The organism is Alcaligenes sp. CHO6, from assembly GCF_037120595.1.
GTDB classification, from domain to species: Bacteria; Pseudomonadota; Gammaproteobacteria; order Burkholderiales; family Burkholderiaceae_B; genus Alcaligenes; species Alcaligenes ammonioxydans.
In genome coordinates this window covers 89297-104772 of sequence record NZ_JBANCI010000002.1, presented here as the reverse complement: position 1 = coordinate 104772, position 15476 = coordinate 89297, and the positions used below count along the sequence as shown (strand labels likewise).

Genomic DNA, 15476 nt, shown 5'->3' with positions numbered 1-15476 from the left:
GATCACTACCTGTCCTGGACAGGTTCTTTTATTTTCAGTGCTATGAATGTTCGCGAGTATTACCATCAGGCCCTAGCAGAAAAAGGCTACCGTGCCGACCAGGCGCAAGAGCAGGCTATTGAGCGGCTGCAACGCTATTACGACGAGTGGGTGGCCTATCGCAAGATGCGATCCAGCGCCTTGCGCCGTATGTTCTCCCGCCCGGAGGTGCCGCGTGGGGTGTACTTATGGGGAGGCGTAGGACGTGGCAAGAGCTTCCTGATGGACGCTTTCTACCTGACAGTGCCGCTCAAGCGTAAAACCCGGATTCACTTTCATGAATTCATGCGCGGCGTGCACAAAGAGCTCAATCAGGTCAAGGGCATGAGCGACCCGCTGGACGAGGTCGCCAAACGTATCGCCAAGCGTTATCGCCTGATCTGTTTTGACGAGTTCCATGTTTCGGACGTGGCTGACGCCATGATTCTGTACAAGCTGCTGCTGGGCTTGTTCGAGCGCGGCACATCCTTTGTGATGACGTCCAACTACGAGCCCTCCACGCTGTATCCGGAAGGTCTGCACCGCGACCGCATTCTGCCCGCCATTGCGCTGATCCAGAAGAACATGGATATCATGAACGTGGATACCGGCGTGGATTACCGTCGTCGTGCGCTGGAACAGGTGAAAACCTATCTGACGCCCTTGGGGCCGGAGACCACCGCAGAGCTGCAATCCATGTTCACCGCCCTGTCTGACACGGCTCCTCAAGAGCCTGTGCTCAGTATCGAAAATCGGGATGTGAAAGCGGTGGCCTTGTCCGGCTCGGCCGTGTGGTTCGATTTCGAAACCCTGTGCGTGAGCCCACGCTCACAGAACGACTATCTGGAACTGGCCAATCGTTTCCAGACTGTGATCCTGTCCGATGTTCCCCGTATGACGGCCCGTGATGCTTCTGCCGCACGGCGTTTCACCTGGCTGGTCGATGTTTTTTACGACCACAAGGTCAAGTTTATTATGTCCGCGGCGGTGCCCGAGGAACAGTTGTATGTGGATGGCCCCATGGCTAATGAATTTCACCGTACTGTCTCGCGGTTGATGGAAATGCAATCGCGCGAGTACCTGGAGTCAGAACGGCGCCAGGCAGTTATTTTGTAGGAATGGGGTGCGGCCCTGGCCCGGGCACCTGATTCCTGACCCTGACACGTAGTTTTATAAGCGTATTTTTTATCATGACGACACGAGTACTGACCGGTGTTACCACAACCGGTATTCCACATCTGGGTAATTATGCTGGCGCGATTCGTCCCGCCATCCGTGCTAGCCAACAAGCCGATGTCGACGCCTTTTTCTTCATGGCCGATTACCATGCCCTGATCAAATGCGACGATCCAGAGCGCGTGGCCATCTCGCGCCGTGCGATTGCCGCGACGTGGCTGGCCTGCGGCCTGGATGTGGAAAAAGTAACGTTCTACCGTCAATCTGATATTCCGGAGATTCCAGAGCTGGCCTGGATGCTGGGGTGTGTGACCGGCAAAGGCCTGATGAACCGTGCCCATGCCTATAAAGCCGCCGTGGACAAGAATGAGCTGGCGGGGGCCGAGCCTGATGATGGCGTGACCATGGGGTTGTTCAGCTACCCCGTGCTGATGGCGGCCGATATTTTGATGTTCAATGCACACAAAGTGCCAGTGGGCCGCGATCAGGTCCAGCATTTGGAAATGGCCCGTGATATCGCTAAGAGCTTCAACCATCTGTATGGTCGTGGCCAAGAGCTGTTTGTGTTGCCCGAAGTGCAGGTCGAAGAAGACGTGGCACTCTTGCCCGGTCTGGACGGGCGCAAGATGTCCAAGAGCTACGACAACACGATCCCGTTGTTCGAAGGTGGCGCCAAGGCATTGAAGGCAGCCATTGCCCGCATTGTGACGGACTCCAAAGGCCCGGGCGAGCCTAAAGATCCGGATGATTCGCACCTGACAGCCTTGTACAAGGCATTTGCGACACCCGAGCAGACTCAAGCCTTCCGGCAGCAGTTGATCGAGGGCATGGCCTGGGGCGAGGCCAAGGATGCCTTGCACCAGTTGCTGGAAGCCATGATTGCTCCCATGAGGGATCGTTACGAAGCCCTGATGGCTCGTCCTCAAGACATTGAAGACCTGTTGCAAGTTGGCGCCCGTAAGGCCCGTGCCTATGCAACGCCTTTTATCCATGAGTTGAAAGCCGCGGTTGGCTTGCGTGACCCATTGAGCGTGACGGCCGTCAAAACGGAATCCAAGGCTCGCAAAGCTCGCTTCGTGAACTTCCGCGATGAGGATGGTACTTTCCGTTTCCGCCTGCAAGACGCTGCGGGTCAAGCCTTGTTTCTGTCCCGCTCCTATGCGGACCCCAAGCAGGCCGGTGTAGCGATCAAGGCCTTGCAGACGGCGGCATTTGATGAGGTGGTCAGGCAAGAGGGCTCGGAACTGCAGATTCATTGCGCAGGGGAAGAAGTCGCGCGGGTATCGGTCGATCAGCGTGACGCCGTCCACGCCGCTTTGGACTCGATGCGGGACTAGCAGGGATGATGCGCTGCAGGGTTGATCCCTCCTTGGGATGGAGTCTGCAGCTGCCCTGATGTCGGGTTTTATGTCCCGTCCTGACGAGCCAACGCCTCAAGCTACTGGTGCATGCGCATAAAAGCGCTTGACGAGGGTGAGGTTCAGCCAGGGCTGGGAGTGATGTGCGCCTGGCGCAAAACATCGAGCCCTGCATGAATGCTCACGCAGGGCTCGCTACTTTTGTTCAGATTGTGCAGCTAGTCTTTATTCTGCCGCCTGGGCTGGTATGTCCAGCTGCTCGCAGAGCGTCAGAATTTCGTCCAGGTGCTCACGTTTGACGACGATCAGCTGGAACTCCTCGTCATAGCTCTGGGCAAACTCCAGCAGACAGTAGGAGGGGTGAAACTCCTGCAACTGTTCATTCGCCCACTGAAAAAAGCCGTCCACATCCTGGAAAGGCATGTCGTCGTAAGGAAAAGCGGGCAGGTCCCGGCTTTCAAAAGCGGCCAGAATCTCTTCCCACAGCTCATCGACGGTATCGGCTAGTGCCAGATAGTCATCCAGCTCGTAGCTGATGGCCAGGACCAGAGCGCCATCCGGATCATGTTCCATCAGGTTCTGGGCATGCTTGCCATAGGCCTCACCCATCGCCGCTGTACTGGCGCTGGCAGCCAGAATGGTCTGGCTGATGGCTGCAATCTCCTGCTCCTCCTGATCAAATCCGGTCAGCAGATTGAGCAGACGCGTCAGTTGGGAAAGGCGCTCGGTCTCAGTCATGGCTTATCTCCGAAGTTTGCTAAAGGCCGCTGCCATGGCACCTGTTGGTGCCGGTTCAGCTTGCCGGTTGGGGCGATTGTTTCCGGAACGGCGCTGGGGAGCGTTGCTTGTGCTGCTGGAACCACGCACCGGGGCGCTGTCGTCGTTCAGGCGCATGGTCAAACCAATACGCTTGCGGGCTACATCCACTTCCTGGACTTTAACCTTAACCGTCTGACCTACGCGAACCACATCACGTGGATCTTTCACAAAGGTGTCCGACAGGGCGGAGATATGCACCAGGCCATCCTGATGGACACCCACATCCACAAAGGCACCAAAGTTGGCCACATTGGTGACCACGCCTTCCAGAATCAGACCGGGCGTCAGGTCATTCAGGGAGTTGATGCCTTCCTGGAATTTGGCGGTTGTAAATTCAGGGCGTGGGTCACGACCGGGCTTTTCAATTTCGTTAAAAATATCACGCACGGTGGGTAAACCAAAGCGCTCATCCGTAAAGTCCGAGGGAGACAGGCCTTTGAGGGCGCCTGATTTACCCATGACATCGCTGGCCTGGGCCTGTAAGCGCTCCAGAATACGAGCGGCAACCGGGTAGGCTTCGGGGTGAACGGCAGACGCGTCCAGGGGGTTGGCTGCGCCGGGAATACGCAAGAAGCCCGCTGCCTGCTCAAACGCTTTCTCGCCGAATCGGGGTACTTCGCGCAATTGTTTGCGGCTCTGGAAAGCCCCGTTCTCGTCACGCCAGGTCACGATGTTTTTGGCCAGAGTGTTGTTCAGCCCCGAAACCCGGGCGAGCAGGGGAGCAGAAGCAGTGTTCACGTCCACCCCGACTGCGTTCACACAATCCTCGACTACCGCATCCAGACTGCGGGCCAGCTCGCGTTGGTTGACATCGTGCTGGTACTGCCCGACACCAATGGATTTGGGGTCGATCTTGACCAGCTCGGCCAGGGGGTCTTGCAGGCGGCGGGCGATGGAGACGGCACCACGCAGGCTGACGTCCATATCAGGAAATTCCTGGGCAGCCATTTCCGAAGCAGAGTACACCGATGCCCCTGCCTCGGACACGACCACGCGGGTCAGTGGCAGTTGCGGGAAGGCCGACTGAAGGTCGGCCACCAGTTTTTCTGTTTCACGCGACGCTGTGCCGTTGCCAATGGCTACCAGTTCAACCTGGTGACGGGTAGCCAGACCGGCCAGGGTGCGAATTGCCCCTTCGCGGTCGCGACGAGGCTCAAAGGGGTAGACGGTGGCGGTATCCAGTACCTTGCCGGTGGCATCGATCACAGCGGCTTTGACGCCGGTACGAATGCCAGGGTCCAGGCCCAGAACGGCTTTATTGCCCGCGGGGGCGGCCAAGAGTAAATCGCGCAGGTTGGCGGCAAACACGCGGGTGGATTCCTGCTCGGCTTGTTCGCGCAGACGACCAATCAGCTCGGATTCAAACGCCGTCAGCAACTTGACGCGCCAGGTCCAGCGGCAGACCTCGGCCAACCAGTGATCCCGTGGGCTGGCGTCGGCGGAAAAGTCAGCGCCAATATCGGTCAGTTCCGCCACTTTCAGCACACAAGGGTGCGGCAAAAGCTGATCCTGTTCGGGGTTCAGGCCCAGGCGCAGGTCCAGCGCACCTTGCTGACGACCGCGCAACAAAGCCAGTACGCGGTGAGAAGGTAGTTGGCGCAGCGCTTCGTTAAAGTCGAACCAGTCGCGGAATTTGTCACCTTCCTGTTCCTTGCCTTCGGCAACCTTGGAGTACAGGTGGGCGGACTTCCACAGATAGTCGCGCATGGCTTCCAGCAAATCGGCCTGTTCAGCAAAGCGCTCGGCCAAAATGTCGCGGGCGCCGTCCAAAGCGGCCTTGGCTGTGTCGATTTTGGCCTCGGCATTCAGGTAGCCTTCGGCCAGGGCCAGTGGATCGGCCTCTTTTTGGGCCAGAATGGCGTCTGCCAGCGGCTCCAGACCCGCTTCGCGGGCAATTTGGGCACGGGTGCGACGCTTGGGCTTGTAAGGGGCGTACAAGTCTTCCAGACGCTGCTTAGTGTCCGCTGCCAAAATGGCCTGTTCCAGCTCGGGCGTCAGTTTTTCTTGCTGGCGGATCGATTCCAGAATGGCATGACGACGCGATTGCATATCGCGCAAATAGATCAGGCGCACTTCCAGATCGCGCAGGACATTATCGTCCAGGCCACCGGTGGCTTCCTTGCGGTAACGGGCAATAAAAGGGACCGTGGCCCCGTTGTCCAAGAGCTCGACCGTGGCGGCGGCTTGTTGGATGCGGATGTTCAGTTCAGAGGCCAGTAGCGCCAGAATCTGTTGGTGATCCTGTTGCTGGGCGAGGGTTTCCACAGTCATTTCAGTTATGGGTCCATCGTTGTAAAAGGGTCTGCAAGCGCCGCATTTTGCCATAAAGACCGGCAGCGACCCAGAATTGGCAGGTATCATCTTGTATGTATTCCACTGTGATTGTAGACAGTTCTGTCTTTCATCACCTCACCCTTAGCGGTTTTGCCCCATGTTGTTGCAGGATTATTCCGATATATTTTCCCCTCAGGGCCCCCTGGCAGGGTCTGTCTCGCACTATCGTCCGCGGCAGGCTCAGCTGGAGCTGGCCCAAGCCATCAGCGAAACGGTCGCCGACTCCGGCGTGCTGATCGCCGAGGCCGGTACAGGAACGGGCAAGACCTGGGCCTATCTGGTGCCTGTGTTCATGCAAGGGGGCAAAGCGCTGGTCTCGACCGGCACGCGCACCTTGCAGGATCAATTGTTCCGGCGCGACATTCCCCACTTGCGCAAGGCGCTGGCCCTGCCGGTGGATGTGGCCTTGCTCAAGGGGCGCAGCAACTATGTTTGCCATTACCATCTGGAGCGCCTGGGGCAGGACGACCGAGCCCTGAAGTCCCGTGCGGAGATCGCGTATCTGCGAGCCATCCAGCTTTTTACCGAGCGCAGTCGCAGTGGCGACAAAGGCGAACTGGCCGAAGTCCCTGAGGATGCGGACATCTGGCATCGGGTCACGTCCACACGAGATAATTGCCTGGGGCAGGATTGCCCCTTTGTACGTGACTGTTTCGTGATGAAAGCGCGCCGCCATGCTCAGGATGCCGATGTGGTGGTGGTGAATCATGCCTTGTTCATGGCCGACTTGGCCCTGCGCGAAGAGGGTGTGACGGATTTGCTGCCCAGCGTGGATCTGGTGGTGTTTGACGAAGCCCACCAATTGCCCGACGTGGCCACCCGTTTTCTGGGTAGTAGCGTGTCCTTGTACCAATTGACCGATTTGTGTCGGCAGATTGAAGCGGCAGGTCTGGCCCAGGCGCGCGAGACCGTGGACTGGAGTCAGGTCGCCCGCAAGTTGGAGCAAGCCGCTCGGGATTTGCATTTGCGAACCGCGTCGCTGGCGGCTCAAGGTGGCCGTGCCACGTTCCAGGCCTTGCCCGAGCCGGAGCTGTTTGATGAAGCGCTGGAGCATTTGCTGGAAACCTTCGACAAGGTCATCAAGATGCTGGCCATGGTGGCGGAGCGGCATCCTGATCTGGCCGCGGCTCATAAAAGCGCCTTGGACTTGCGGGCGCGTTTGTTCCAGTGGAGCCAGCCGGATCGTCAGGGGCGCCATGCCTACCTGCCTGAAAGTGAAAAAGAGCAGGACCAGCCCGATGAGTTTGTCCGTTGGGTCGAAAGTGGCCAGCACTATTTGCGTTTGCACAGTGCTCCTTTATCGGTGGCCAAGATTTTTTCGCGCTACAGAGGCAAGGAGCAGTCCTGGGTGCTGACCTCGGCCACCTTGTCGGTGCATGGCGATTTCAACCACTTCAAGCGACAGCTCGGTTTGTTTGATGCTCGCACCGAAGCCTGGGCTTCACCGTTCGACTATCCGAATCAGGCACTGTTTTATGTGCCCAGCACCTTGCCGCTTCCCAGTCATCCGAATTTCAATCAGGCTTTCGTGGATGCGCTCATCCCCCTGATCAAGGCCGGGCAGGGCGGGGTGCTGGTGCTGTGCACCACCTTGCGTTCGGTGGAGCGAATCGCTGAGATGTTGCGGGATCGATTCGATCGGGAAGACATTGAGCGTAACGTGCTGCGCCAGGGAGAGCGATCGCGGCAAGTGCTGCTGGATGAGTTCCGGGCGCGTGGCAATGCGGTGCTGGTGGGCAGCGCCAGTTTCTGGGAAGGGATTGACCTGCCCGGTGATGCACTGACTCTGGTGGCAATCGACAAACTGCCCTTTGCGCCACCTGATGATCCCGTGCTGGAAGCGCGTATCAAGGAGTGCAAGGATCGAGGTGGTAATCCCTTTATGGAATACCAACTGCCAGAAGCCGCGATTGCCTTGAAACAAGGAGCAGGGCGCCTGATCCGTACCGAGCGCGACTGGGGCGTGTTGATGGTGGGTGACACCCGTATTGTCGAGAAACCCTACGGCAAATTGCTGTGGCGGGGTTTGCCACCCTTTGCCCGTACTCGTGATCCTGCCCGTGCTCTGGCGTTTCTGCGGGAGCAGAAAGCCCGGCGGCAAAGCGAGGAAGTGACGGATGTCTCGATGCAAGATGGCCCGGCGCAGCGCTGACGGCGCCATTAAGGAGCTGCTTCCGTACACCCGTTCATAGATCAAGATAATGCTGGAGGTCGGTTGTTTGGCCGATTTCCAGTTTAGTCGGGTGCTTGTTTCCAGAGGCAAGAAACGCTTTTGTTTTCTGAGTACAATGACGGCTATGGCTGCCCTTGCTTACTTCACATTGGAACCGCTGGATTACCGGGGCGCAGCCATGCCTCGCGGACACTTCCACTCCGTTACACCGCCCTAAGTGGCACTAGCGCTGCAAGAGCGCTCTCTTCTTGCCCCCTACCTGTTTGACTGGTCTGTAGCTATCCATCGCTACGGGCTTGCTCTTGTTTGCCTTGCACGTTCTGCCCTTGTTTGTGGAGTAGGGCGTTGTGAGCGCGTCTATCCCTTGTTTGCTAAGGGCAGTGTTCATGTTTATTGAAAAAATGAGAACAGAGTGGTTCTCCAACGTTCGGGGTGATTTGCTGGCTGGCCTGGTGGTGGCCTTGGCCCTTATTCCTGAAGCGATCGCATTTTCCATTATTGCCGGAGTCGATCCTAAAGTCGGTCTGTATGCCTCTTTCTCTATCGCGACGCTTATTGCTTTTGTTGGCGGGCGACCCGGGATGATTTCGGCAGCGACCGGGGCGATGGCCTTAGTGATGGTGACCTTGGTGAAAGAGCACGGGCTCGACTATCTGTTGGCTGCAACCATTCTGGCAGGAGTACTGCAAATGTTGGCTGGGTTTTTACGCCTCGGCCAGCTTATGCAGTTTGTCTCTCGGTCGGTTATCACGGGCTTCGTCAACGCGTTGGCTATCTTGATTTTTATGGCCCAATTGCCAGAGTTAAGCAATGTCGCCTGGCCCGTTTATGCGATGACTGCGGCAGGTCTGCTTATCATTTATGGATTGCCTTATTTCACCAAGGCGGTGCCTTCGCCCTTGGTGGCCATTGTTGTTCTAAGTATTGTGTACATGGTTTTGGAACTGGATATCCGTACCGTCGGCGATATGGGAGCCTTGCCGGACAGTTTGCCCAGTTTTTTGATCCCACAGGTTCCCTGGACGTGGGAGACCGTGCAAATTGTCTTTCCTTATTCTGCCACCCTATGTGTCGTGGGCCTGCTCGAATCATTGATGACGGCCACCATTGTGGACGATATGACCGACACCACGAGTAACAAGGATAGAGAGTGTGTCGGTCAAGGTATTGCCAATATCGCTACGGGTTTTGTGGGAGGCATGGCTGGTTGCGCCATGATTGGTCAGTCAGTGATCAACGTGAAATCCGGTGGCCGCGGTCGCCTGTCCACCTTAACGGCGGGTGTGGTGCTCTTGATACTGGTTGTGTTCCTGGGGGAGTGGGTGAAGCAGATACCTATGGCGGCCCTGGTCGCTGTGATGGTGATGGTTTCTATCAGCACCTTTAATTGGCGCTCGATCAAGGATCTGGTGGTTCACCCCAAAACATCCAGTGTCGTCATGTTGGCCACGGTGGTGGTAACGGTGGCCACGCATGATTTGGCCAAGGGAGTACTGACAGGCGTTTTGTTTTCTGGCGTGTTCTTTGCACATAAAGTTCGCCGTGTTTTGCAAGTTAGCTCCAGCCTTAGCCAGGATGCCCAGACCCGTACGTATGTCGTGTTTGGGCAGGTGTTTTTTGCTTCTGCAGAGAGCTTTGTTGAGAAGTTCGACTACCAAGAGAAAGTGGCGCGCATTTGCATCGATGTAAGCCAGACACGATTCTGGGACTTAAGCTCGGTCGCAGCGCTGGATCGGGTTGTGCTGAAACTGCGCCGTGGTGGAGCCTATGTCGAGGTGCACGGTTTGGATGCCAGCAGCACGGCGATGGTGGCGCAATTTGCCAGTTATCCCAGAAATAAGGATATGGATTCCGTAAGCGTTCATTAATTGAAACGGCCGGAGCTGGATGCTCCGGCTTTAAGTTTTATGGATTGGCCATTGTTGCTCCTGATTGAAAGTAGTTAGGCCCCGGCTTTCAGTCTTTTACGGCGCTTCATCTACTGAAAATAATCATTCAGGTTTAAACAAAAAACGTAACTGATCGCAGGGTAATCCCCATACTCCATGTCATTGACTCACCAAATCTGACTCATTACCATTTCAACATACAACTATGTATGTTCTAAAACCACTTGTGTTTGGTGATCCGCATGACAAGAGAAAAAGCGTTGCCGCGAGTAATGCGTTTTGACGATTTGGTCTTTCAGCCTCGACAGGAAAAGCCAGAGATGGCGCAGTTGGCGGAGATTGTGGGCGAGGATGACGGTACGCCTCTGGGGGCGGGGTATGCACGTTTGAATCAGGCCCGTATTGAATGGACCGTGCTGTATGACGAGGTCGTGACGGTGATTGAGGGCAGCATGCGCATTCACACCCCTGAGGGCATTCTGGAGGCGGGGCCGCGCGATTGCATCTGGCTGCCTGCTGGCACCCCCTTGATCTATGAAGCAGACTCCGCGCTGATTCATTACTGTCTGCACCCCAGCAACTGGGCCAGCGCACGGGCGGCGACATGAGCATCCAGAACATTACGTGTCTGCCCGAGAACGACAAGACCAATGGCTGGAGTCGCTTGCTGGCTCCCCGCACACCCAAGCCCGCCTTGGCTAACGACGTGCACGCTGACTGGGTGGTCGTCGGTGGTGGCCTGGCCGGCTTGGCCGCAGCCCGTCGCCTGGCAGAGAATCGCCCCGGCGATCGCATCGTTGTGCTGGAAGCGGATCAGGTGGGCGAGGGCGCGCAAGGTCGAAACTCCGGCTTTGCAATTGATAGCCCTCATAACGTCGGCAGTTCCATGGGCGAGCTGGATGCCGCCCGCTCGCATGTACGCCTGGCGCGTACCGCGATTGCTTACTTGAAAACCCAGGTCGAGCGTTACGGCATCGAGTGCGACTGGAGTCCCATCGGGAAGTTCCACGCCGCGGTTTCCGAGGAAGGCGTACGCACAACCTTGAAGCCTACGCTGCAAGTGCTGGAGTCCTTGAAGGAACCGCATGAGTGGCTGGACGGCAAGGCGCTGCACGACAAGCTGGGATTCAAGCATTTCCGCACAGGGATTTATACCCCCGGCACCGTGTTGTTGAACCCAGCCGGCCTGTCGCGTGGTCTGGCCGACAATATGCCTCCCAACGTCACCGTCTACGAGAAAACACCTGTGCTGTCCTTGCAGCAAGGCGATGGCGTCACGCTGGAAACACCCGGTGGCAAGGTTCGTGCAGGCAAGATGATTCTGGCCGTGAACGTCTTTGCGGAGCAGTTCGGTTTTTATAGCGGCAAGCTGATGCCGATGGCGGCTCATGCCAGCTTGACCCGTTGCCTGACGGAAAGCGAACAGCGCGAACTGGGTGGTTTGCCCAGCTGGGGTTTGACGCCCGCCAACGCCTTTGTGGGCATTACCATGCGTCGCACCAATGACCAGCGCATTCTGATTCGTCAGCACATGACATACGCTCCCAGTTTGCGTAGCGATGACGAGAGCCGTCGCCGCGTGCGCATTGAGCACAAAACCCTGTTTGACGAGCGTTTCCCGAATCTGAAGAACGTGGAAATGGAGCACACCTGGACGGGCTTCATCTGTCTGTCCCGTAACGGCTCGCCCGGCTTTGGTCAGGTGGCCCCGCATGTGTATTCCGCAGTGTGTCAGAACGGGGTGGGGCTGACCAAGGGCACGATCTCGGGCATGTTGGTCGCGGATCTGGCTTGCGGTCTGGACAATCCCTTGATTGCCGATATGCAGGCTTTGGGGCAACCCGATGCCTTGCCGCCACGCCCGTTTCTGGATATCGGCGTCCGGGCCCGTTTGGGCTGGGAGCTGTGGCGAAACCGGGCGGAAGCCTGATACTCAAAGTGTGAACAACAAATTTAAAAGAGATACCCAGGAGGAGTTATGAAGCTGTTGAGCAAGACTTTGCTGACTGTGATGTTCAGCCTGAGCGCGGCCACCGCGTCTGCGCAAACCATGCGCATTGCGACGGACTCGGGCGCGCAAGGTTCACCCAGTGGTGATGCCATCGAGAAATGGGCGGCTCTGATTAAAGAAGGCACGCAAGGCGCTTTGTCGCCGCGCGTGTTTTATCAAAACCAGTTGGGTGGTCAGGAGGAGGTGTTCGACCAGCATGTGGCTGGTGACGTGCAGTTGATGCTGAACTGGCCCATGACCTCCTACGACAAGCGCATCGCGGTGATCTATACGCCCTATATGTTCACCACCTGGGAGGAGGCGCTGGCCGCTTATCAACCGGGTGGCTGGCTGAATCAAACCCTGGATGGTGTGTATAAGGAAAATGGCTTGAAGTTTTTTGGCGCCTGGCCTGAAGGGTTCAATGGAGTGGCCACCAAAGGCAAACATGCGCTGACCGTGCAGGACGCCAAAAATATCAAGGTGCGCGTGCCTCCTATCGCCCTGATGCAGCAGTCCGTGCAGGCCATGGGTTACCAGACGGCCGCCATTGATTGGGGTGAAGTGTTTACCTCGATTCAGACCGGCGTGGTCGATGGCGATGCAGCCAACGTCATTTATTACGACTACGAGTACTTCCGGGACACGCTGGATTACTACGTGCGCAGCAAGCAGCAGTTTATTACCGGTGTGCTGTCCATGAACCTGCAGGCCTGGGAGGCCTTGAAGCCCGAGCAGCAGCAAGTCGTTCAGGCTTCGGCCATCGCCATCATGAAGGATCAGTTCGCCAAGGCTCAAGAGACCGACGCGGCAGTGGTCGAGAAATGGAAAGCCTTGGGCAAACACTATATCGAACTCGACAAGGATCAACTGGCCGCGCTGGGAGAGCATGTCCGCGCGCAGGTCTGGCCGTCCATGAAGTCACAGGTAGGCGATAGCATCATGGCGCATATCGAGAAAAATGCCTCGGCGCTGAAGTAAGCAGCGGCGTACAAGGGAGTATGACTGTGAGTGAGGACCTTCCGATCAAGCAAGGCCCGGCCCTGATCGCCCTTCAATGGCTGGCCATTGTGTCCAGCATTGTAGTGGCAGCAGGTTTGGCCTACGTGGTGGCTGCGCGTTATTACCTCCACTGGCCAGCAACCGGTGTCCATACCATTGTGATGGTGGCGGCGATTTGGCTGTACATGACAGGGGCGCTGATCGCCAGCCAGTCCCGTCAGCATCTGGTGGTGGATTACCTGTCCCATCGTTTGAAAACGCCGCGTGCGCGAGCGATTCACCGATTCTGTGTGGCAGTGCTGGTGCTGCTAATTGTGGTGGCCTTTGCCTATTGGACCTTGCGCATGTTCATGTGGGGATCGCGTTTTTCCACCACGATGGCCGAGCTGTCTATCCCTGTCTGGGTTCCTCAGTCAGCTATCGGTCTCAATGCCCTCGGCAGTCTGGCCTATGGCTTGCGTGATGTCTATGAGTCCTGGATGGCCTTGCAACGGGGAGAATATTAATCATGCATGCTGGTTTTTCTGTTCTCCTGCTTTTGTTCCTGCTGGGCGTGGGAGTGCCGGTGGCCTGGTCTTTTGCCGGTACGCTTTTGCTGCTGACCTGGGTGTATGACGTCAATCTGAATACGTTGATGCTGCAGGGTTTTCGCTCTTTGAACTCCTTGGTTCTTCTGGCTTTGCCTTTATTTATCATGGCGGGGTATTTGATGCAGGCCGGCGGGATCGCCCACCGGCTGGTTGGCTTTGCCGAAATGCTGGTCAAGAACCGCCGCGGGGGGATGGGGGCCAGCATGGTCCTGGCTTCCGGGGTGTTCGGAGCCATTTCGGGTACGGCTTCTGCAGCGGTTGCCTCGATCGGAACGATTCTGGTCGACCCCATGGAGCAGCGTGGTTATCCGCGCCCCTATTCAGCGGCCTTGCTGGGAATTTCTTCTTTGCTGGGGATTCTGATCCCACCATCGATCACCATGATCTTGTTTGCGGTTGTCACCCAGCAGTCCGTGGTGGCCTGTTTTGCGGCAACAATTGGTCCCGGGCTGCTCCTGATGGTGGGTTTGATCCTGTTTAATTACGTGGTCGCAGGACGTTGGTTCAAAGAGCAGCCCACGCCACCAGCCTCCGATACAGGCCGTCGTTCTGCATTGGGAAGCCTGCTTTTGGCGATTCCCGCCTTATGCATCCCCGTGCTGATTCTGGGGGGGATTTACGGGGGCGTATTCACGCCAACCGAGGCAGCGGCGGTGGCGGTTGTGCTCGTGATTGGGATTGGCTGCTTTGTGTATCGTGAGCTGACTTTGCGCAAGTTATGCGACAGCTTTGTACGCACGGCCGAGACCACTGGCACAGTTATTCTGATCTTGCTGTTCTCTTTCCTGATCGGTCGTATCCTGGTGGCGCAGGGCGTGCCACAGGACCTGACTACTTTTGTGACAGGACTGGTCGATAGTCCCATCGGCATTTTGTTGATGGTCAATGTGTTTTTGATTCTGGTGGGGATGATTATCGACGACGTGTCGCTGACCGTTGTCGTCGCTCCCTTGCTTCTGCCTTTGGTAGGCGTGGCGGACGTCAATCCGATTCAGTTTGCCGCCATCGTGGCGTGTGCTGTGATTGTGGGTTCCAACAGCCCGCCCATGGCGCCGGTGCTGTACATGTCCTGTCGCATCAGTAAGGTGACAGTCCATCGCTCTTTTGGCCCGGCCATCGCCATGATCGTATTCGTCGCCATTCCGGTTCAATTGATCACTACCTTCGTGCCCGCTGTTTCCTTGGCGTTTCCACGAATGCTGGGTCTGTTATAAGAGGAGCGCCGGTATACTTTGGCGACTAAAGCGACTCTACAAGCAGGCGATATGAGTGATAAGGAACTGATTGAACGGGTGGCCCAGGCCGGGGCCCTGACCGAGCCCAACGTGCATCTGACACGGGCGGACTGGCTGGAAGCCGCTATCCGCCTGTTCATGCAGGAAGGGGTGGAGGCCGTGCGTATCACCCGGCTGGCGCAGCTTATGGCCGTCACGCGAGGCAGTTTTTACTGGCATTTCAAGGACAGGGACGACCTGCTGGACGGGCTGGTTGGTTTTTGGGAGCAAAAGAACATGCGTTCCACCATGCTGGCGCTGGAGAACGTGGACAATTTGCAAGATGGCATGTTGTCCCTGTTCTCCACCTGGCTGGACGTGTCCCGTTTTGAGCCGGGTCTGGATATGGCCATGCGGGATTGGGCAAGGCGCTCCGAGCGGGTGCGGCAAGCCGTCGCGCGGGCGGACAAGGCCTGCATGAACGCCTTGGCCAATTTCTTCCAGCGCATGGGTGTGGAAGAGATCGAAGCCCAGACCCGAGCCCGGACCACGTATTTTTGCCAGATAGGCTATTACCTGATTGGTCTGCAGGAGGATCTGGAGGACCGGATGGTGTATTTGAACGACACCATGAAAATCCTCGGAGGCCAAGCCTTAGACCCGGCCAAGGCCGAGGCTTTTGCCGAGCGCATGTATAGCGTGCAAAAGGACAATGCCAGGAAAGAGCGGTGATACTTAGGATGCTCTGGAGCCAGTGGGGGGATGGGCGGACTCGGATGGCCGCCAGGGCACGGAGCTATCTGATGGATAGTCTTATTGATAGTCCTTGCTCGGATGATTAGGACAACACAAGCTGGCAGGGAACATCAGTTTGAAGGTAGAAAAAAACTAAAAGGGCCGAATCCTGGATGGG

At 57.1% G+C, this 15476-nt stretch carries 12 protein-coding genes; 10 read left to right on the top strand and 2 right to left on the bottom strand.

Translation table 11 applies throughout. The annotated features are described in order from the left end of the window. Window positions 1-42: 42 nt before the first annotated feature. Together zapE and V6936_RS08480 are read left to right on the top strand one after the other, a co-directional pair. The gene (zapE, locus tag V6936_RS08485) at window positions 43-1134 is read left to right on the top strand and encodes a cell division protein ZapE (RefSeq protein WP_003802510.1); all 1092 of its coding nucleotides are present in this window, start codon (window positions 43-45) and stop codon (window positions 1132-1134) included. 74 nt (window positions 1135-1208) lie between these two features. Continuing rightward, window positions 1209-2531, top strand: a complete 1323-nt coding sequence (locus V6936_RS08480; protein ID WP_003802508.1) for a tryptophan--tRNA ligase — start codon at window positions 1209-1211, stop codon at window positions 2529-2531. A 246-nt stretch (window positions 2532-2777) separates the two neighbouring features. On the opposite strand, the gene V6936_RS08475 is transcribed toward V6936_RS08480, so the two are convergent. Together V6936_RS08475 and V6936_RS08470 are read right to left on the bottom strand one after the other, a co-directional pair. Next, complete coding sequence (locus V6936_RS08475) at window positions 2778-3290, bottom strand: hypothetical protein (RefSeq protein WP_131071398.1); 513 nt, start codon at window positions 3288-3290, stop codon at window positions 2778-2780. A gap of 3 nt (window positions 3291-3293) precedes the next feature. After that, on the bottom strand, window positions 3294-5642 hold the full coding sequence (locus V6936_RS08470; RefSeq protein WP_003802503.1) for a Tex family protein: 2349 nt from the start codon (window positions 5640-5642) through the stop codon (window positions 3294-3296). 160 nt (window positions 5643-5802) lie between these two features. Between V6936_RS08470 and V6936_RS08465 the strand changes: the two genes are divergently transcribed. From V6936_RS08465 to V6936_RS08430, 8 genes are all read left to right on the top strand, one after another. Beyond that, window positions 5803-7857, top strand: coding sequence for an ATP-dependent DNA helicase (locus tag V6936_RS08465; RefSeq protein WP_003802502.1), 2055 nt, complete (start codon window positions 5803-5805; stop codon window positions 7855-7857). 407 nt (window positions 7858-8264) lie between these two features. Beyond that, window positions 8265-9746, top strand: a complete 1482-nt coding sequence (locus tag V6936_RS08460; protein ID WP_059318782.1) for a SulP family inorganic anion transporter — start codon at window positions 8265-8267, stop codon at window positions 9744-9746. A gap of 263 nt (window positions 9747-10009) precedes the next feature. Beyond that, the gene (locus V6936_RS08455; protein WP_230406269.1) at window positions 10010-10375 is read left to right on the top strand and encodes an ethanolamine utilization protein EutQ; all 366 of its coding nucleotides are present in this window, start codon (window positions 10010-10012) and stop codon (window positions 10373-10375) included. After that, on the top strand, window positions 10372-11697 hold the full coding sequence (locus V6936_RS08450) for an NAD(P)/FAD-dependent oxidoreductase (protein WP_059318783.1): 1326 nt from the start codon (window positions 10372-10374) through the stop codon (window positions 11695-11697). Before V6936_RS08455 ends, V6936_RS08450 begins: the two co-directional genes overlap by 4 nt. 48 nt (window positions 11698-11745) lie before the next feature. Next, on the top strand, window positions 11746-12738 hold the full coding sequence (gene dctP / locus V6936_RS08445; protein ID WP_059318784.1) for a TRAP transporter substrate-binding protein DctP: 993 nt from the start codon (window positions 11746-11748) through the stop codon (window positions 12736-12738). A 20-nt stretch (window positions 12739-12758) separates the two neighbouring features. Beyond that, window positions 12759-13265, top strand: a complete 507-nt coding sequence (locus V6936_RS08440) for a TRAP transporter small permease (protein WP_003802492.1) — start codon at window positions 12759-12761, stop codon at window positions 13263-13265. A gap of 2 nt (window positions 13266-13267) precedes the next feature. Beyond that, a complete protein-coding gene (locus V6936_RS08435) occupies window positions 13268-14563 on the top strand; it encodes a TRAP transporter large permease (protein ID WP_003802490.1) in 1296 nt (431 codons plus the stop codon). Window positions 14564-14614: 51 nt separating this feature from the next. Continuing rightward, entirely contained in the window at window positions 14615-15295 is a 681-nt protein-coding gene (locus V6936_RS08430; protein ID WP_003802488.1) for a TetR/AcrR family transcriptional regulator, read from the top strand. Window positions 15296-15476 lie beyond the last annotated feature (181 nt).

What these genes read in the sequence shown, in the direction of transcription:
- dctP (WP_059318784.1), top strand. Translation starts at nt 11,746, where the DNA reads ATGAAGCTGTTGAGCAAGACTTTGCTGACTGTGATGTTCAGCCTGAGC.
- V6936_RS08450 (WP_059318783.1), top strand. Translation starts at nt 10,372, where the DNA reads ATGAGCATCCAGAACATTACGTGTCTGCCCGAGAACGACAAGACCAAT.
- V6936_RS08470 (WP_003802503.1), bottom strand. Translation starts at nt 5,642, where the DNA reads ATGACTGTGGAAACCCTCGCCCAGCAACAGGATCACCAACAGATTCTG.
- V6936_RS08480 (WP_003802508.1), top strand. Translation starts at nt 1,209, where the DNA reads ATGACGACACGAGTACTGACCGGTGTTACCACAACCGGTATTCCACAT.
- V6936_RS08430 (WP_003802488.1), top strand. Translation starts at nt 14,615, where the DNA reads ATGAGTGATAAGGAACTGATTGAACGGGTGGCCCAGGCCGGGGCCCTG.
- V6936_RS08440 (WP_003802492.1), top strand. Translation starts at nt 12,759, where the DNA reads ATGACTGTGAGTGAGGACCTTCCGATCAAGCAAGGCCCGGCCCTGATC.
- V6936_RS08435 (WP_003802490.1), top strand. Translation starts at nt 13,268, where the DNA reads ATGCATGCTGGTTTTTCTGTTCTCCTGCTTTTGTTCCTGCTGGGCGTG.
- V6936_RS08465 (WP_003802502.1), top strand. Translation starts at nt 5,803, where the DNA reads ATGTTGTTGCAGGATTATTCCGATATATTTTCCCCTCAGGGCCCCCTG.
- V6936_RS08455 (WP_230406269.1), top strand. Translation starts at nt 10,010, where the DNA reads ATGACAAGAGAAAAAGCGTTGCCGCGAGTAATGCGTTTTGACGATTTG.
- V6936_RS08460 (WP_059318782.1), top strand. Translation starts at nt 8,265, where the DNA reads ATGTTTATTGAAAAAATGAGAACAGAGTGGTTCTCCAACGTTCGGGGT.
- V6936_RS08475 (WP_131071398.1), bottom strand. Translation starts at nt 3,290, where the DNA reads ATGACTGAGACCGAGCGCCTTTCCCAACTGACGCGTCTGCTCAATCTG.
- zapE (WP_003802510.1), top strand. Translation starts at nt 43, where the DNA reads ATGAATGTTCGCGAGTATTACCATCAGGCCCTAGCAGAAAAAGGCTAC.